The organism is Pseudomonas sp. TH04, from assembly GCF_016651355.1.
In the GTDB taxonomy this organism is placed as follows: Bacteria; Pseudomonadota; Gammaproteobacteria; order Pseudomonadales; family Pseudomonadaceae; genus Aquipseudomonas; species Aquipseudomonas fluorescens.
This window is the reverse complement of record NZ_JAEKEA010000001.1, coordinates 5,171,597-5,188,172: the sequence shown is the minus strand read 5'-3', so window position 1 is coordinate 5,188,172 and position 16,576 is coordinate 5,171,597. Positions and strand designations below refer to the sequence as shown.

17 protein-coding genes are annotated in these 16,576 nt (G+C 60.2%); 1 reads left to right on the top strand and 16 read right to left on the bottom strand.

The window, feature by feature from the left end:
• Window positions 1-6 precede the first annotated feature (6 nt).
• Window positions 7-2,154: a 3-hydroxyacyl-CoA dehydrogenase NAD-binding domain-containing protein gene (locus JFT85_RS23395; protein WP_201230512.1), complete on the bottom strand. Its 2,148-nt coding sequence runs from the start codon at window positions 2,152-2,154 to the stop codon at window positions 7-9.
• A gap of 16 nt (window positions 2,155-2,170) precedes the next feature.
• Entirely contained in the window at window positions 2,171-3,376 is a 1,206-nt protein-coding gene (locus JFT85_RS23390) for an acetyl-CoA C-acetyltransferase (RefSeq protein ID WP_053257523.1), read from the bottom strand.
• A gap of 649 nt (window positions 3,377-4,025) precedes the next feature.
• Between JFT85_RS23390 and JFT85_RS23385 the strand changes: the two genes are divergently transcribed.
• A complete protein-coding gene (locus JFT85_RS23385) occupies window positions 4,026-4,832 on the top strand; it encodes a c-type cytochrome (protein ID WP_053258029.1) in 807 nt (268 codons plus the stop codon).
• Window positions 4,833-4,900: 68 nt separating this feature from the next.
• On the opposite strand, the gene JFT85_RS23380 is transcribed toward JFT85_RS23385, so the two are convergent.
• The 14 genes from JFT85_RS23380 to JFT85_RS23315 form a co-directional block, all read right to left on the bottom strand.
• Window positions 4,901-5,704: a transglutaminase family protein gene (locus JFT85_RS23380; protein ID WP_201230511.1), complete on the bottom strand. Its 804-nt coding sequence runs from the start codon at window positions 5,702-5,704 to the stop codon at window positions 4,901-4,903.
• Complete coding sequence (locus JFT85_RS23375) at window positions 5,701-6,651, bottom strand: alpha-E domain-containing protein (protein ID WP_053257525.1); 951 nt, start codon at window positions 6,649-6,651, stop codon at window positions 5,701-5,703. Before JFT85_RS23375 ends, JFT85_RS23380 begins: the two co-directional genes overlap by 4 nt.
• Before the next feature lie 4 nt (window positions 6,652-6,655).
• Window positions 6,656-8,065, bottom strand: a complete 1,410-nt coding sequence (locus JFT85_RS23370; RefSeq protein WP_069552613.1) for a circularly permuted type 2 ATP-grasp protein — start codon at window positions 8,063-8,065, stop codon at window positions 6,656-6,658.
• Between the two features lie 413 nt (window positions 8,066-8,478).
• Window positions 8,479-8,820 (bottom strand): ribonuclease E inhibitor RraB, encoded by a 342-nt coding sequence (locus tag JFT85_RS23365; protein WP_003193463.1) that lies wholly within the window; start codon window positions 8,818-8,820, stop codon window positions 8,479-8,481.
• A gap of 212 nt (window positions 8,821-9,032) precedes the next feature.
• Window positions 9,033-9,269, bottom strand: coding sequence for a hypothetical protein (locus tag JFT85_RS23360; RefSeq protein ID WP_053257527.1), 237 nt, complete (start codon window positions 9,267-9,269; stop codon window positions 9,033-9,035).
• 103 nt (window positions 9,270-9,372) lie between these two features.
• Window positions 9,373-9,978 (bottom strand): START domain-containing protein, encoded by a 606-nt coding sequence (locus tag JFT85_RS23355; protein ID WP_069552614.1) that lies wholly within the window; start codon window positions 9,976-9,978, stop codon window positions 9,373-9,375.
• A 41-nt stretch (window positions 9,979-10,019) separates the two neighbouring features.
• The gene (locus tag JFT85_RS23350; RefSeq protein WP_053257529.1) at window positions 10,020-10,274 is read right to left on the bottom strand and encodes a YkgJ family cysteine cluster protein; all 255 of its coding nucleotides are present in this window, start codon (window positions 10,272-10,274) and stop codon (window positions 10,020-10,022) included.
• Window positions 10,275-10,434: 160 nt separating this feature from the next.
• Window positions 10,435-10,920 carry a hypothetical protein gene (locus tag JFT85_RS23345; RefSeq protein ID WP_053257530.1) on the bottom strand — a complete coding sequence of 162 codons (486 nt, stop codon included), beginning with the start codon at window positions 10,918-10,920 and terminating at the stop codon, window positions 10,435-10,437.
• A gap of 94 nt (window positions 10,921-11,014) precedes the next feature.
• Window positions 11,015-12,454 (bottom strand): aminotransferase-like domain-containing protein, encoded by a 1,440-nt coding sequence (locus JFT85_RS23340; protein WP_053257531.1) that lies wholly within the window; start codon window positions 12,452-12,454, stop codon window positions 11,015-11,017.
• Between the two features lie 251 nt (window positions 12,455-12,705).
• The gene (locus tag JFT85_RS23335; protein WP_053257532.1) at window positions 12,706-13,521 is read right to left on the bottom strand and encodes an OmpA family protein; all 816 of its coding nucleotides are present in this window, start codon (window positions 13,519-13,521) and stop codon (window positions 12,706-12,708) included.
• Window positions 13,518-13,880, bottom strand: coding sequence for a DUF4398 domain-containing protein (locus tag JFT85_RS23330; RefSeq protein WP_053257533.1), 363 nt, complete (start codon window positions 13,878-13,880; stop codon window positions 13,518-13,520). The genes JFT85_RS23335 and JFT85_RS23330 overlap by 4 nt, the downstream gene beginning before the upstream one ends.
• A 9-nt stretch (window positions 13,881-13,889) precedes the next feature.
• The gene (locus JFT85_RS23325; protein WP_053257534.1) at window positions 13,890-14,699 is read right to left on the bottom strand and encodes a substrate-binding periplasmic protein; all 810 of its coding nucleotides are present in this window, start codon (window positions 14,697-14,699) and stop codon (window positions 13,890-13,892) included.
• Between the two features lie 82 nt (window positions 14,700-14,781).
• Window positions 14,782-15,711, bottom strand: a complete 930-nt coding sequence (locus tag JFT85_RS23320) for an electron transfer flavoprotein subunit alpha/FixB family protein (RefSeq protein ID WP_053257535.1) — start codon at window positions 15,709-15,711, stop codon at window positions 14,782-14,784.
• A 2-nt stretch (window positions 15,712-15,713) separates the two neighbouring features.
• On the bottom strand, window positions 15,714-16,463 hold the full coding sequence (locus tag JFT85_RS23315; protein ID WP_017138339.1) for an electron transfer flavoprotein subunit beta/FixA family protein: 750 nt from the start codon (window positions 16,461-16,463) through the stop codon (window positions 15,714-15,716).
• Window positions 16,464-16,576: the final 113 nt, after the last annotated feature.

The window sequence follows — 16,576 nt, the reverse complement described above, 5'->3', positions numbered from 1 at the left end:
TTTCGATCAGGCGAATAGTGCGCCCTGGGCAGCTTTTTCCAGTAGCAGAGCCGGCGGCGAGAACCGCTCGCCATACTGCTCAGCCAGGTAGCGCGCGCGGGCGATAAAGTCGTTGAGCCCGTACTGGTTGATAAACTGCAGCGCGCCGCCACTCCACGCGGCAAAGCCAATGCCGAAGATCGAGCCCACGTTGGCGTCAGCCGTCGACATCAACACGCCCTCCTCCACACACCGCACGGTTTCAATCGCCTGGATAAACAGCAAACGGTCGCGCACATCCTGTGGCGAAATCTGTTTGCCGGGCTGTTCGAACCGCCCTTTCAACTCGGGCCACAGGTGTTTCTGCCCGCCTGCGGGGTAATCGTAGAAACCGCCCCCGGCCGCCTTGCCCGCACGCTTGTATTCATTCACCAATAGATCGATCACCCGCGTCGCCGGATGCGTCGGCACCTCCTGACCTTCCGCCAGCAGATCCTTCGCAGTCTGCTGTCGGATATGACTCATCAGGCTAAGCGACACTTCATCCGACACCGCCAACGGCCCCACCGGCATCCCGGCCTTGCGCGCTTCGGTCTCGATCATCGGCGCGGCCACGCCTTCGCCTAACATCGCAATGCCTTCGTTGGTAAAGGTGCCGAACACCCGTGAGGTGAAGAAGCCGCGACTGTCGTTGACCACAATCGGGGTTTTCTTGATTTGCAGTACGAAGTCGAAACCTCGTGCCAGGGTTTCGTCGCTGGTCAGGGCACCCTTGATGATTTCCACCAGCGGCATCTTGTCGACAGGGCTGAAGAAATGCAGGCCGATAAACTTGCCTTGATCGGGCACCGCGTTGGCCAGGCCGCTGATGGGCAGCGTCGAAGTATTGGAGGCAATCACCGCGTCGGCACCGACCGCGTTTTGCGCAGCCGCCGACACCTTGGCTTTGAGTTCACGGTCTTCGAAGACCGCTTCGATGATCAGGTCGCAGCCAGCCAGGTCGGCGTCATCCTGCGTAGGATGAATCCGTGCCAGGGTGCTTTCGCGCTGTTCGGCCGTCAGTTGCCCACGGCTGACCTTCTTGTCCAGCAGCGCGGCCGAATGGGCCTTGCCCTTCTCGGCGGCTGCCAGGTTGACGTCCTTGAGCACCACCTCGATGCCCGCACAGGCACTGACATACGCGATGCCCGCTCCCATCATCCCCGCGCCAAGCACGCCAACTTTACGTGTGAGGTAAGGCGCGAAGCCGTGTGGGCGTGAGCTGCCGGCGTTAATTTCATTGAGCTGGAACCAGAAGGTGCCGATCATGTTTTTCGCCACCTGCCCGGTGACCAGCTCGGTGAAGTAGCGCGTTTCAATCAGGTGCGCCGTGTCGAAATCCACCTGGGCGCCTTCCACGGCGGCACACAGGATCTTCTCCGGCGCCGGGAAGCAGCCATGGGTTTTACTGCGCAAAATCGACGGCGCAATCGCCAGCATCTGCGCCACTTTGGGGTTCGACGGCGTGCCGCCGGGGAGCTGATAGCCGTGGGTGTCCCACGGCTGCCTGGCCTCAGGGTGGGCGAGAATCCAGGCGCGGGACTTGGCCAGCAGTTCGTCGCGGTCCGCCGCCAACTCATTGATCAAGCCCGCTTGCAACGCCTGCCGCGCACGGACTTTTTTACCTTCGAGCAAATACGGCAAGGCTTTTTCCAGCCCCAGCATGCGCACCATGCGGACCACCCCGCCGCCGCCCGGCAACAGGCCCAGGGTGACTTCCGGCAAGCCGAGCTGCGCCGACTGGTCGTCCAGCGCGACGCGGTAATGGCAGGCCAGGCAAATCTCCCAGCCGCCACCCAGCGCAGCGCCATTGATCGCGGCAACCACCGGTTTGCCGAGTGTTTCCAAGCGGCGCAATTGCGCCTTTAACACCCACACACCGGCGTAGAAATCCTTGGCGTGCGCTTTGTCGACTTTGATCAATTCATTGAGATCACCCCCGGCAAAAAAGGTCTTCTTCGCCGAGGTAATGACCACACCGGCCAGCATGTCCTTCTCCGCTTCCAGGCGCGCGACAGTGGCCGCCATCGCCTCGCGGTACACACCGTTCATGGTGTTGGCGCTCTGGCCAGGCATGTCGAGGGTCAGCACCACGATCTGGTCCTGGCCTTTTTCGTAACGAATGGCTTCGGTCATGACGAATTCCTTGGGCTCAGAGGCGTTCAATAATAGTGGCGATGCCCATGCCACCGCCGACACACAGGGTCGCCAGGCCGTAGCGTTGCTGGCGCACGTGCAGCTCGTCGAGCAAGGTGCCAAGGATCGCGCAGCCTGTGGCGCCCAACGGGTGGCCCATGGCGATGGAGCCGCCATTGACGTTGACCCGCGCAGCATCGATGCCCATGTCCTTGATGAACTTGAGCACCACCGAGGCAAACGCTTCGTTGACTTCGAACAGGTCGATGTCTTCCACGCGCAAACCGGCCTTGGCCAAGGCTTTGCGTGTAGCCGGCGCCGGGCCGGTGAGCATGATGGTCGGGTCGGTGCTGGTAACCGCCGTGGCGACAATCCGCGCCCGCGGTTGCAGGCCCAGTTCACGGCCTTTGGCCGCCGAGCCAATCAGCATCAGCGCCGCGCCATCGACAATGCCGGAGCTGTTGCCGGGTGTGTGTACGTGGTTGATGCGCTCCACATGGCTGTAGACCCGTAGCGCGGTGGCGTCGAAACCCATCTGCCCCATCATCTCGAAGCTCGGCTTGAGCTTGCCGAGGCCTTCGAGGGTGGAGTCGCCACGGATAAACTCGTCATGGTCCAGCAGTACGATGCCGTTCTGGTCCTGCACCGCAATCAGCGATTTGTTGAAAGAACCGTCTGCGCTCGCCCTGGCCGCTTTCTGCTGGGAATGTAGGGCGAAGGCGTCGACGTCCTCGCGAGTGAAGCCTTCCAGGGTCGCGATCAAATCCGCACCAATGCCCTGGGGCGTGAAGTGGCTGTGCATGTTGGTTTGCGGGTCGAGCACCCAGGCGCCGCCATCACTGCCCATCGGCACGCGGGACATGGATTCGACGCCACCGACCACCACCAGGTCTTCGAAGCCGGAGCGCACTTTCATCGCGCCGAGGTTGACCGCTTCAAGGCCCGAAGCGCAGAAGCGGTTGATCTGTACACCGGCAACACTGACGTCCCAGTCGGCCACCAGTGCGGCGGTCTTGGCGATATCGGCCCCCTGGTCACCCACTGGGGTGACGCAGCCAAGGACGATGTCATCCACCTGGCGCGTGTCGAGATCGCTGCGCTGGGCGAGCGCGGTGAGCAAGCCCGCCACCAGGTTTACCGGTTTGACGCTGTGCAAGGCGCCGTCGGCCTTACCTTTGCCGCGCGGCGTGCGTATTGCATCAAAGATCAAAGCTTGGGTCATGACGTCCTCGAACCGCTGTGCATGTGTGACCCTTACCTTAGGCCCGATTGACACGGTTTCAATGACGGATGCGCTCATTGCTTTTGACCGCCTCGCTCGGACGAACGGTAGCCAGCTACTGGAAACGCCCGGTTAAACGTTTTAGCTGTCTAGCCTCAGGGCTGGCGCCAAGATGGCCTTAGGCCTCATGCCGTTTTTAGCGGATTTGCTGATTAGCTGATATGAAATGGATCTAAGCCGCAAAGAACGAGGGCTCTAAGGTTGAATCAGTAAGAAGTTGCTGCCGGGTTTTGCTGGAGCAACTGTAAGAAAAGCGACACGTCACGTTGCGATACTGAAATTAACCGGCACGCATTTGACGCTCAGGAATAACAACAAAAGGCAGTCAGCCATGTTTAAACACACGAAAGTACGTCAGGCGGGACTTATTCTTTTCGCCACCACACTGATTCTGATCTTACCCAATTTAACCAAGATCATTGGGTGACGGCTCAATCCCCACATTCCGTGCACACACCGCCACAGGACTGCAGGTTTTGGCAGCACCTGCCGGGACATTGCGTCTAGCGGTCCCGTTGCAGGGGCTGTCTTTTTGCGTGCAGATTTCCGGTATCGTGGGCGCAACCGCCACTTCAAACCGGGCTGCCCCTTGAAACCGATCCTTGCCTTCCTCGCCTTACTGTTGGCCCTGCCCGCTGCGGCGGCGCAATTGACCATTGAGTTGGACCACGCCAGCAAAACCTGGCAGACCGAGGACCTGCTCAAGCACCCCGACGCGCAGACGGTGCAGATCGTTGATGACGTTTCCTACAAGCGCAACATGACGTATCGCGCAGTGCCGTTGGCGAAACTCCTGCCAGGTCTTAAACCCGATAACCACCTGCAGGCCGTCGCCCTGGATGGGTTTGCCGCCGAGCTGACGGCCGCGCCACTGCTGGAAACGCACGGCGCACGTGCCTGGCTGGCGGTGGAAGACCCGGCGCACCCATGGCCCGCGCTGGCGCCAGACAAACCCAGCGCCGGGCCGTTCTATCTGGTGTGGACCGACCCACACGCTGCGTCTATCAGCCCTGAGCAGTGGCCGTTTCAACTCTCCGCCATCAAGCAACTGAAGACGGTGGCCGAGCGTTTTCCGGCTCTGGTGCCCGACCCGAAGTTGGCCGCAAATGACCCGATCAACCAGGGCTTTGCGGTGTTCCAGAAAAACTGCCTGGCCTGCCATCGTCTCAACGGCGCCGGCGATGCACAGATGGGCCCGGACCTGAACGTGCCCTACAGCCCCACCGAGTATTTCAGCGGGGATTTCCTCAAGCGCTATATTCGCGACCCGCAGAGCCTGCGGCATTGGCCACAAGCGAAGATGCCGGCGTTTACCGCCAGTGTGTTGCCGGATGGCGAGCTGGAGTTGCTGGTGGGGTATTTGAAGCATATGGCGGGGCGTAAACAGCAGCCCTGAGCGTTACGAACATGCCCTGTGCGAGCGCGCTCGCCCGCTCGCACATTTGATCAGCTGCGTTCTGGCAATTATTGCTGCTGCACTGAAATCACCGGCGTCGGCGCAACGAACACCTTGGCATGCATCTGCTCATGCCCGCCACCACGGCGCATGCCGCGTACCGGGCAGGCATCCAGGTAGTCCAGGCCCACGGCCAGTTTCAAATGCCGCTCCGGCCGGGCCAGTTGGTTGGTCACGTCAAAGCTGTACCAGGCGTCCTCCAGCCAGGCTTCGGCCCAGGCGTGGCTGGCCAGGTGCGTGCTGTCTTCGGTGTACAGATACCCCGACACATATCGCGCAGGAATCCCCAGGCTGCGTGCACAGGCCAGGAACGCATGGGTGTGGTCCTGACAAACACCCGCCCGACCGGCAAAGGCCTGCGCCGCACAGGTGTCGACTTCGGTGGCGCCGGGCGTGTAGACCATGGATTGGTTGAGGGCGTGCATCAGGTCGATCAACGCGCTGCGGTCGCGACGTTGATGGCAGTGTTGCTCGGCAAAGCCGCGCAGTGCCTCGTCGGGCTCGGTCAGGCGCGTGCTGCGCAGGAACGGGAACGCTGACTGGCTCTCGTGTTCGGCCTCGCGTAATTCGTCGATATCCACCTGGCCACGGGCTCCAATGATGATGGCGTCGTGGGGTTCATCCAGGGTCAGCACGTGCAGGATGTTGCCGAACGGGTCCACCTGCGCCCGCACCGGGCGCGGCAGGTCGAGCTGCCAACTGAGCACATGCTGGCGCTCGCTGTCGTGGGGCGTGAGGCGCAGGTACTGGATGCTGGCCCGCACCTGATCTTCGTAACGGTAGGTGGTTTCGTGGCTGATGGAGAGTCTCATGCCGCCTCCAGGTAAGAACTGTAGATGGCGTCGCCCAACTGGCGGACCAAGGGAATAAAATCGGTCAGCCAGGCGTGCAGGCCTTCCTCGAGAATTTCATCGATGGCGGTAAAGCGCAGGCGCGCGTCCATCTCGGCGGCCAGGCGCTGGGCCGGGCGGCCGTTGAGGCCGGGCAGGCTGGCGAGGATCTGGTCGATCTCTTCGCTGCAGGCCCGCAGGGAACGCGGGACGTCTGCGCGTAACAACAGCAACTCGGCCACTTGCCGGGCGCCGGGTGCGTCGCGGTAAATCTCGGTGTAGGCCTCGAACGACGACAAGGCGCGCAACAAGGCGCTCCATTGATAGTAGGCGTGGGCCGTGCCGTCGGTGACGGTGGCGGCTTGGTCACCGGCCATTTCATAGCGCGCATCGAGCAGGCGCAGGGTGTTGTCGGCGCGCTCGATAAAGGTGCCCAGGCGAATAAAACGAAACGCATCGTTACGCATGATGGTGCCGTAGGTAGCGCCCCGGAACAGGTGCGAACGCTCCTTCACCCATTCACAAAACCGGCTCATGCCGTAGAGGCTCAGCCCTTGCTGGGCGATATCGCGAATATCCAGCCAGGTGGCGTTGATGTTTTCCCACATGTCGGCGGTGATTCGCCCACGCACCGCGTGGGCGCTGGCCCGTGCGGCGCCGAGACAACTGTAGATGCTGGCCGGGTTGGCCGCGTCCAGCGCAAAGAAGTGCAACAGGCGTTCGGCGTGCAGTTCACCGTGGCGTTCGTGGTAATCGTCCAGCGTGCCGGTAATCAACAACGGCATGGCCAATTCATGCAGACCATCGCCGCGCCCATCCTGGGGCATCAGCGACAACGAATAGCTGACATCGAGCATGCGCGCGAGGTTTTCCGCGCGCTCCAGGTAGCGCGACATCCAGTACAAATCCGAGGCAGTTCTACTCAACATGGCATCAGTCCTCGACCACCCAAGTGTCTTTGGTGCCGCCGCCCTGGGACGAATTGACCACCAGCGAGCCTTCACGCAGCGCCACACGGGTCAAGCCGCCGGGAACGACGCGGGTTTCCTTGCCGGACAATACAAACGGCCGCAAGTCGATATGGCGCGGCGCGATGCCGTTTTCGACGAAGGTCGGGCAGGTGGATAAACACAGGGTCGGTTGTGCGATATAGGCGTGGGGCTTGGCCTTGATACGGGCGCGGAAGGCTTCGATTTCCGCCGTCGTGGAGGCCGGGCCGACCAGCATGCCGTAGCCGCCGGAGCCTTGGGTTTCCTTGACCACCAAGTCCGGCAGGTTGGCCAGCACATGGGAGAGTTCATCGGGCTTTCGGCACTGAAACGTCGGAACGTTCTTCAGAATCGGCTCTTCATCCAGGTAAAAGCGGATCATCTCGGTGACGAAGGGGTACACCGACTTGTCATCCGCCACCCCGGTGCCGATCGCGTTGGCCAGTACCACATTGCCCGAGCGGTAGGCCGCGAGCAGGCCGGGCACGCCAAGCATCGAATCCGGGTTGAAGGCCAGCGGGTCGAGGAAGGCGTCGTCGAGCCGCCGGTAGATCACGTCCACGGCCTTGGGGCCGTCGGTGGTGCGCATGAATACGCGGTCGTCGCGCACGAACAGGTCGGCACCTTCTACCAGTTCCACGCCCATCTCCCGGGCCAGGAAGGCATGTTCAAAAAACGCGCTGTTGAAGCGCCCCGGGGTCAGCACCACCACACTTGGATTATCCAGCGGGCTGGAGCTTTTGAGGGTGTCGAGCAGCAGGTTGGGGTAATGATCAATCGGCGCAATGCGCTGCGCCGCAAATAATTCCGGGAACAGCCGCATCATCATCTTGCGATCTTCAAGCATGTAGCTGACACCGCTTGGGGTGCGCAGGTTGTCTTCCAGCACGTAGTAAGTGCCATCGCCATCGCGTACGAGGTCGACTCCGGAGATGTGGGAATACAGATCGCGGTGCAGGTCCAGGCCCTGCATTGCCAGTTGATATTGCTCGTTGGCCAGCACCTGCTCGGCGGGGACAATGCCGGCCTTGATAATGCGCTGGTCGTGATAGAGGTCGGCGAGAAACATGTTCAGCGCCTTGACCCGTTGAATACAACCACGCTCGACAATCCGCCATTCACTCGCCGGAATACTGCGCGGGATCGTGTCAAAAGGGATCAGACGCTCAGTGCCCTGTTCATCCCCATAAAGGGTGAAGGTGATGCCCGCGCGGTGGAACAGCAAGTCGGCTTCACGCCGGCGCTGCGCCAGCAGTTCGGGCGGCGTGTCGGCCAACCAGCGGGCGAACTCGCGGTAATGGGGGCGGACCTGCCCTGCCCCGTCGTACATTTCATCGTAATAAGTGCGGGTCATGCCGTACTCCTTGTCACCCGGGCGCAAGCACTGTCGCAAGGCCCGTGCCATCGGCATAAACACTTAAGAATCAGCCAGTTAAATAACCTACAAAATCTGACCGCACCGTCCTGGTGCGCAGAATGCCAGCGCGCATGACGCGCGCTTCATCGCAATGCAGGCTTTGACTATCAACAGCATAGTCAGAGTTGATTTCACTGCCCGGCCCCGCCTGCGGATAATCACCCCCATCGGCTGAACAGGTTTGTTTCCTGAGATTTCAGCGAACCTCTCTTCCCTTTGAGCCACCCTGTTCGGGTGGCTTTTTTTTGTGCACGAAAAGTGCTCGGTACTTTCGGAAAATTTCAGACAGCACAAACAAAATCGGCCGACCCAAAGGTCAGCCGATACGCTGCGTTGCTCATAAAATCCAGCTACATGGGTAACCCACGCACCTCCTGCTTGACGCCCCACCCTTCGATGATTCCGCCCAGCGGCTCGACCACCGCTTCAAAGTCCTGCTCGAAGTCTCCTATACCGTCGTAGGTTGCGAACATGATTTTGCTCAGCTCCAGGTACCAGGCGCCATCATCGCGCGCGCTGACCTGGGCATTCAGGGATTCCCCGCGAAATCGACCCGCAGCCCTGCGCGCCCGTTCCTCATCCGGGAATATGGCGTAGAACTCAATGGGGTGAAAACGCGAGAAGTCAAAGCCGCCCTCTTTCATGCGGCGCAGTACGTTGGTGCTGATGTCTTCTTGATAGGCTGTGCTCATGAAACGTCCTCCTCAAACTGATGGATAGACTTTCCGTGCTTCCCGAAGCCCGCGCCCTACTGGCGCGGGTACCACGGCAATGACATGACCGCGGGAAAACAAGCATGTAGCTGACAAGACCAGACCTTAGCGATTCATTCGCTGATCTCAGTTGCAGAGTAGCGCGAAGCTTTCACCTCCACCAGAGGGTTTGAAGGGCATACAGGGAATGTTCAGGCGGCGGGGGAGATGTCGAGAATTTGAATGCTGTTCTGGTCTTTGAGGATCTTGACCGTAGGCTCGGGCTTGCGGCCCTCAAGGTCATTAAGGTCGAGTTCGGCGGCCACGGGCACCAGCTTGTTGCGAATCATGTGTGCCGCATCTTCGAGGCTGGGTTTTTGCGCGCAGGCGAACTGCTCCACGGACTGTACGCCGTGATCATCAACGAAGGTAATCTGCCACTTTTGCATCGGTGCCTCCTCGATAAAACCCGTGTCTGGGCTTACTCATATCTGGACCTTGAGGGACCGGCAAACGTTCCACTCAAGGTCGGAGGCACCTGATTAATTGCGCTTATTTTTCAGCGTGTGCTTTCAAGGCTTTCAAGGTGTTGAACGGCGCGTCCACCACAAACTTGTTGGCCAGCCACGACGGCACACTGCCGCCTGGCTCGGTGTGCACCTGGTAGGTGACTTCGGTCTGGTTGTCGCCTTTGGGCACCAGCTTCCAATAGCCGTCGACCTGGGCAACGCGCACGTAGCCTTTGACTTCCGGCTGATAGGTCGGCACTTCCAGCAGTTTGCGAGTCACAGTGCCATCGGCGGCCTTGGACGTGGTGATCTCAAGGATCGAATCGCGGTCGGTGACCGGGAACGGTGCCTTGAACTGGGTGTAGGTCCAGCTCTTGTCACCTTCGGTCTTGAGCAGTTTTTGCGATTTGCATTCGTGAATCCAGGAGCAGGCACCGGCCACGTCTTCCTGCAGGGCCTGGATCTTGGCGACGGGCGCCTTGATCAGGGTTACACCGCGATACGCCTTGTATTTGGAACCGGCGACTTCGCTCAGGGACACCTTGATACCGTCTTCGTCCTTGGCGACTTGCCAATCTTCCGCCTGGGCAGTGGCCGCAAATAACACCGTAAAACCGCACAACACAGCCATTCGTTTCAGCGAACCCATTGTTGTATTCCTTATTGTTGAAGTTCCGATAGTAAAGCCCATCAAGCCGCCGTCATCTGCTCCCACCAGCCGATCAAGCGGATCGCATCGGCTTGATCGTGGCCACACACCTCAAGGTCTGCCTTGAAGTCACTGCACACCGCTGGTCGCTCCGGCTGCCCGAACAACAGGCATAGCTGTTCGACCGACAGGTGCAGGCAGCGTTCGCCTGCCGGTTTGCCGTGGGGCATTCCAGGTAAGGGCGAACTGATAGAGGGGGCGATGCAGCAGGCGCCACAGCCTTCACGGCATTTCATGACCAGCAGGTCCTCGACGACTCAATGTGGATGGCCGGGCTAGAGTACGCCCTTAAACAGCCGTTTTAAAATGGTCTAACAGGGGTTTTTCGCACAAAACAAAAGTGACTGACCAGTCTGCGACAAATGGTCGGCGGTCGGCGTCACCTTTGCGGGGAATTTATTGCTTGAATTCGAAATCGAGGGCGGCGCCTTCGATATCGCGCCGTTCTTCATTGCGCAGTTGCAACTGCATCTGGTTGCTGAGCAGGCGGCCATTGATCTGGAACGCACTGTCGTCGGTGGGCTTTTCAGCAAACATGGGCGGTAACAACGGCACGCTCTTCGGTTTAGGCATGGTGCCAATCGGCTGCAAATGTCTGACCATTTCCGTCGGCAGGGACAAGTCCAACTGTACCGGTGGCAGTTTGGTCTGGGCTATTTCATGGGCAGACTTGGATTTGCTCGCTATCGGTGCGCGTTTTTTTATTACCGCAGGTTTCTTCTTGGCTGCCGGAGCCTTTTTAGCCGGCGCCGACTTCTTCGCAGGGGCCTTCTGTTCGGTACCGGCGGCGGGCTTGTCAGCCACAGGCGCCGCCAGCACCGAGCCGGCATTGCACAGGCTGAGCAGGCCAATCACCACAACAGCACGAAAAATAGAGGTCATATCGCCAACAGCATTAACGGCAGAAGGCCATATGCTCGCTTTTTGTGCGCGGCATGACAAGTCTGATGATTGGCCAGCGCGTCTTGCGACCCTTTCAAAAACCCGCCGCCGTCTCCTGACACAACTGGTTGGCCAACATTCCCAGCGTCATCAGCGCCCGCTCTGCCTCGCGGTTCCACGGCGTTCCGCAGTTAAGGCGAATACAGTGGTTGAACTGTTCCGTGTTACTGAAGATCACCCCCGGCGCAATGCTGATGCCCTGCTGCAGTGCACGCACGTGCAGTTCCTGGGTATTGACCCGTCCTGGCAAACTGACCCACAGAATGAAGCCGCCGGTCGGGCGCGTCATCTGGGTGCCTTCCGGAAAATACTGCTGCACCGCCAGCTGGAAAGCACTGAGGTTCTTGCGGTATTCCTGACGGATGTAGCGCAGGTGCCGGTCATAGCCACCGTTCTCCAGGTACGCCGCGACGCCCATCTGGGTCACGCTGCACGCCGAGTGGGTACTGAACATCTGCAACCGCTGGATTTCCTGCTGGTACTTGCCGGCGATCATCCAGCCGATGCGCACGCCAGGGGACAAGGTCTTGGAAAAGCTCGAGCAATAGATCACCCGGTCCAGGCGGTCATAGGCTTTCAGCGCCTTGGTGCGACCCAGTTCGAACATCAGCTCGCCGTAGATATCGTCCTCGACGATCTGAATATCGAAATCCGAGGCCAGGCGCAGCAACTGTTTCTGGCGCTCTTCGGGCATGGTCGCGCCCAGCGGATTACTCAGGCGCGTGGTCAGCACCAACGCCTTGATCGACCATTGGTTCGCCGCCAGTTGCAGGGCTTCAAGGCTCATGCCGGTGGAGGGGTCACTGGGGATCTCGATGACCTTGAGGCCCAGCAGGTCGGCCAATTGCAGCAAGCCGTAATACGTCGGGGACTCGGCGGCAATCAAGTCGCCAGGACGGGTCAGCACCCGCAAGGACATCTGCAAGGCATCGACACAACCGTGGGTAATCACCACTTCGGAGGGGTCGACGACCACGCCGGCATCGCGCATGCGAATCGCCACCTGGCGCCGCAGCGGTTCAAAGCCGGGGCTGAACATGTAGCTGAATGCCCGCGGGCTCTGGAAGCGTGTGACCTTGGCCAACTGTTGGTGCAGCGCCCGTACCGGCAAGTAGTCGACACTCGGCACCGCCGCGCCCAACGGGAACACGCCCTCACGGCGCGACTCGACCAATACCTGCTGGATGATGCTGCTGCGGGTGACCAACCCCGGCCGCTCGACCCGCGCAATGTCCGGCGTGGGCGCCGTGAGTGCGGGCGTCTGGTGCACGTAATAACCCGATTGCGGCCGCGCCCGGATCAGCCCCTGGTCTTCCAGGTTGGCGTAGGCCTGCAACACCGTGGCGTGGCTGACGTTGAGCTGTGAACTCATCTTGCGCACCGAAGGCACGCGCTCACCGGGTTGATAAACACCGCGCCGGATGTCCTCAGCCAGTTGCTGGGCAATACGTTGGTAAAGCAACAGATTGGTCATGACGCAGCACTCGATTTCACGGGTATTTTATTTTTGTGTGAAACATACCAGCACAGTTTAGAAGTGTACGGGGACAGTTGCGAGAATAGTCGAGCGCGAGCGGCAGTGATAGAAAAAACTGTTGGGTGAATACAGAACAAAAAGGTGGAAGCGGGCTTGCTCGCGAAGGCAGTGCGTCAGCCAATGAAATGTTGACTGTCACTCCACAATCGCGTGCAAGCCCGCCCCCACCTTTTGATCGGCGACAGGCTTCAGCGCGCAGCGCCTAATTGGCCCTTCTCATCAGAGAACACAATTTCCACACGACGGTTCTGGGCGCGGCCTCGTTCGGAGGCGTTGGCTTCCACGGGGTACTGGTCGCCGTAGCCTTCAACCTGGATGCGTTTTTCGTCGATGCCCAGGTCGATCAGCACGTCGGCGACTGCCTGTGCACGATCACGGGACAGCTTGAGGTTTTCCTGTTCGCCGCCGGTGTTGTCGGTGTAGCCCTCGATGCGCACCACGCGCTTGGGGTTCAGCTGCAGGAACTGCACGATCTTCAACACAGTGCGGTTGGCCGAGTTTTGCAGCTCCGAGTCACCGGTGTCGAACAGCACATCACCCAAGGTCATCACCAGGCCGCGATCGGTCTGGGTGGTGGTCAAGCTGGCGATTTGCTCTTCGAGCCACTTGCCCTGCTGCTGCACACTGGCCAGCTTGTTTTCACGCAGCGCCAGTTGCAGGCGTTGGCGCTCCAGTTCGAGCTTGGTACCGCGCTCGGCGTTTAGGCCTTGCTCGGTGTGTTCGCGGGCGATGGCACTGTAGCGCTGGCTCAGGTAGGCGTAATGCACCACATCAGCACCGCTGCCCCAGTAGCTGGACAGGCGATCAGCGCGGGCCAGGGATTCACCGGCGCGAATCACATCCTTAGGCGCAAAACGCAGTACGTTGGCGTCTTCCTTGACCTTCTGAAAATCACTGCCGGCCTGCTGCAATGCCTGCTCGCTATTGGGTTGGCTGGCGCAACCGCCCAGGGCAGCGCTGCCCACCAGCAGCACACAGCTCAAACCACGGATCATCGGGCTCATTGGGCTTCTCCCAACTGCAATTGCTTACGCAGACGGGTGATGCGGGTATTGAGCACGTTCAATTGCTCCTGGCTCTTGCGGGTCAGAATTTTCGCTTCGGCGAGGCGCGCGTCCAGCTCGGCCTGTTCGGCCCGCATACGCGCATGCTTGTAGGATTGGTCAGCCATATCGGCCTTGGCCCTGGCGAACTTGTCTTCGGCCAGCTTAAGTTCCGGCGACTCATCGGTGCTGGCACCTACGGCGCCGGCTTGCTCCAAGGCTTGCTGGGTGAGGCGTATTTGTTCATTCGGCGCAGGATCAGCTGCACATCCCGCCAAAGCGACAACGGCGAGGGCCGCGAAAAGAGGTCGAAGAGTCACTGTAAATCCTTACTTTGCTGGGGTGCCGACGGGTTGCTGCAATTGCGCTTTCCAGCGTTCGAGGTTGCGCTGCAATGCGGCTTGCGCGGCACCGGACGCGGGCAATTCTGTCATCTTTTTGGCCAGCTGTCCGCGTAGCCACGGATCGTTGCAGGCGGAGTTGTGGGAAATCGCCAGGTACAGGCCAGGCTGATCGACCGGCACATCGCGCGCAATCAAGTCGTTGCTCATGCCCAATGTCTGGGCCATGGCCATGCCGGAATAACGTCCGGCAAGCACATAGTCGACATCCCCCAGCAGCAGTTTCTGAAAGGCCGGCGTCAAGCTGGGCAGGCGTTGCAGGCTGAGTTGCTGGGCGGCGAAGGTCTCGAAGCCGGCACTCAAGCGCGCACGCTCGGATACCGCGCCCTTGTGGCCGTGAAGGTCGGCGGCCGTGGTGTAGGGCAGCGGCGAATCCTTGCGAGTCCAGACCAGGTAATCGATCTGTACCAGCGCCGGGTGGATGTAGTCGAGGGTTTCCAGTTCGCCGAGGTTCAGCGGCGCATCGGCGAGGATGTCCATGCGCCCGCTGCGCACTTCATCCAATGCCACGGAGCGTTTGCCGCCGTAGAGCAGGTCGATTTTCAAGCCGAGATCCTTGCCGACTTGTTGCAGCACATCGGCGGTGGCGCCGATCAGGTGCGTCGGGTCTTGGGGGTCGCGCCATAACAGCGGCGGTGCATCCGGGCTTCCGGTCATCACCAGGCGATCACATTTACCGGCGGCCAGCGCCAGGCTTGGCAGCAGCGACAGAGCCAGCAGTACGGGACGCAAATCCATGGCGATATCTCCAGTTGAAAAAGGGCCGCGCAAAAAAAAGCCCGGTCACTCGACCGGGCTCTTTATAAGTGAAGCGGCTGGATTAGACCAGCTTCTCCAACTCAGGTACGGCTTCGAACAAGTCCGCGACCAGGCCGTAATCAGCCACCTGGAAGATCGGTGCTTCTTCGTCCTTGTTGATCGCTACGATCACTTTGGAGTCTTTCATACCGGCCAGGTGCTGGATCGCGCCGGAGATACCGACCGCGATGTACAGCTGTGGCGCAACGATTTTGCCGGTCTGGCCGACCTGCATGTCGTTGGGTACGAAACCTGCGTCGACGGCCGCGCGGGAAGCGCCGACCGCAGCGCCCAGCTTGTCGGCCAGGGCGTACAGGTGCTTGAAGTTGTCACCGTTCTGCATGCCACGCCCGCCGGAAACGACGATTTTGGCAGCGGTCAGTTCAGGACGATCCGACTTGGCCAACTCTTCGCCGACAAAGCTGGAAGTGCCAGCGTCGTGAGCAGCGGAGACGGCTTCCACGGCAGCCGAACCGCCTTCAGCGGCAACCGGGTCGAAACCGGTGGCACGTACGGTAATGACTTTTACCGAAGCGTTGGACTGTACGGTGGCAATGGCGTTACCGGCGTAGATCGGGCGCTTGAAGGTGTCGGCGCTTTCGACCGAGATGATCTCGGAGATCTGGTCAACGTCCAGCTGAGCGGCAACGCGCGGCAGGATGTTTTTACCGTTGGAGGTAGCGGCAGCCAGGATGTGGCTGTAGCCAGCGCCCAGCTCTGCAACCAGCGGAGCCACGTTTTCCGGCAGCTGGTGAGCGTAGGCGGCGTTGTCGGCCAGCAGCACTTTGCTCACGCCAGCGATTTTTGCCGCGGCTTCAGCCACGGCGCCAGCGCCTTGGCCGGCTACCAGCACGTGAATGTCGCCACCGATTTTAGCGGCGGCGGCCACGGTGTTCAGGGTCGCTGGAGCCAGCACCTTGTTGTCGTGTTCTGCGATTACCAAGATAGTCATGATTAGATTACCTTCGCTTCGTTTTTCAGTTTCTCAACCAGTTCAGCCACCGACTTGACCTTGATGCCCGCGCTGCGTGCAGCCGGTGCTTCAACCTTGACGGTCTTGTTGGTGGAGGCGGTGGAAACGCCCAAAGCTTCTGGAGTGACCGACTCAAGCGGCTTCTTCTTGGCTTTCATGATGTTTGGCAGGGACGCGTAGCGCGGCTCGTTCAAACGCAGGTCGGTGGTGACGATGGCCGGCAGTTTCAACGACACGGTCTGTGCGCCGCCGTCGATTTCACGGGTCACAGCGACGCTGTCGCCGCTCACTTCGACTTTGGAGGCGAAGGTGCCCTGGCCGTAACCGGTCAGCGCAGCCAGCATCTGGCCGGTCTGGTTGTTGTCACTGTCGATGGCCTGCTTGCCGAGGATCACCAGCTGAGGCTGTTCCTTGTCGACAACGGCTTTGAGCAACTTGGCAACGGCCAGGGAAGTCAGGTCTTCAGCGGACTCGACCAGGATGGCGCGGTCGGCGCCCAGCGCCAGGGCGGTACGCAGCTGCTCTTGAGCAGTGGTCGGGCCGATGGAAACCACGACGATTTCAGTCGCCACGCCTTTCTCTTTCAGGCGTACGGCTTCTTCCACGGCGATTTCGCAGAAAGGGTTCATCGACATCTTGACGTTAGCGAGGTCGACGCCGGAATTGTCCGCCTTGACGCGAACTTTCACGTTGTAATCGACAACGCGTTTGACAGCTACAAGAACCTTCATGGATTCCTCGTTACTCTCCGGTGAAAAGAAAGTCGCCTAGGCGAACCTGGCGGTTGATGCTCATCGGCACACAAGGGCACCTCCAAAAACCTCGGCATGTGACACAGCGATGG

Coding starts and splice junctions, on each gene's coding strand:
- JFT85_RS23395 (WP_201230512.1), bottom strand. CDS start 2,154: ATGACCGAAGCCATTCGTTACGAAAAAGGCCAGGACCAGATCGTGGTG.
- JFT85_RS23390 (WP_053257523.1), bottom strand. CDS start 3,376: ATGACCCAAGCTTTGATCTTTGATGCAATACGCACGCCGCGCGGCAAA.
- JFT85_RS23380 (WP_201230511.1), bottom strand. CDS start 5,704: ATGAGACTCTCCATCAGCCACGAAACCACCTACCGTTACGAAGATCAG.
- JFT85_RS23375 (WP_053257525.1), bottom strand. CDS start 6,651: ATGTTGAGTAGAACTGCCTCGGATTTGTACTGGATGTCGCGCTACCTG.
- JFT85_RS23370 (WP_069552613.1), bottom strand. CDS start 8,065: ATGACCCGCACTTATTACGATGAAATGTACGACGGGGCAGGGCAGGTC.
- JFT85_RS23365 (WP_003193463.1), bottom strand. CDS start 8,820: ATGAGCACAGCCTATCAAGAAGACATCAGCACCAACGTACTGCGCCGC.
- JFT85_RS23360 (WP_053257527.1), bottom strand. CDS start 9,269: ATGCAAAAGTGGCAGATTACCTTCGTTGATGATCACGGCGTACAGTCC.
- JFT85_RS23355 (WP_069552614.1), bottom strand. CDS start 9,978: ATGGGTTCGCTGAAACGAATGGCTGTGTTGTGCGGTTTTACGGTGTTA.
- JFT85_RS23350 (WP_053257529.1), bottom strand. CDS start 10,274: ATGAAATGCCGTGAAGGCTGTGGCGCCTGCTGCATCGCCCCCTCTATC.
- JFT85_RS23345 (WP_053257530.1), bottom strand. CDS start 10,920: ATGACCTCTATTTTTCGTGCTGTTGTGGTGATTGGCCTGCTCAGCCTG.
- JFT85_RS23340 (WP_053257531.1), bottom strand. CDS start 12,454: ATGACCAATCTGTTGCTTTACCAACGTATTGCCCAGCAACTGGCTGAG.
- JFT85_RS23335 (WP_053257532.1), bottom strand. CDS start 13,521: ATGAGCCCGATGATCCGTGGTTTGAGCTGTGTGCTGCTGGTGGGCAGC.
- JFT85_RS23325 (WP_053257534.1), bottom strand. CDS start 14,699: ATGGATTTGCGTCCCGTACTGCTGGCTCTGTCGCTGCTGCCAAGCCTG.
- JFT85_RS23320 (WP_053257535.1), bottom strand. CDS start 15,711: ATGACTATCTTGGTAATCGCAGAACACGACAACAAGGTGCTGGCTCCA.
- JFT85_RS23315 (WP_017138339.1), bottom strand. CDS start 16,463: ATGAAGGTTCTTGTAGCTGTCAAACGCGTTGTCGATTACAACGTGAAA.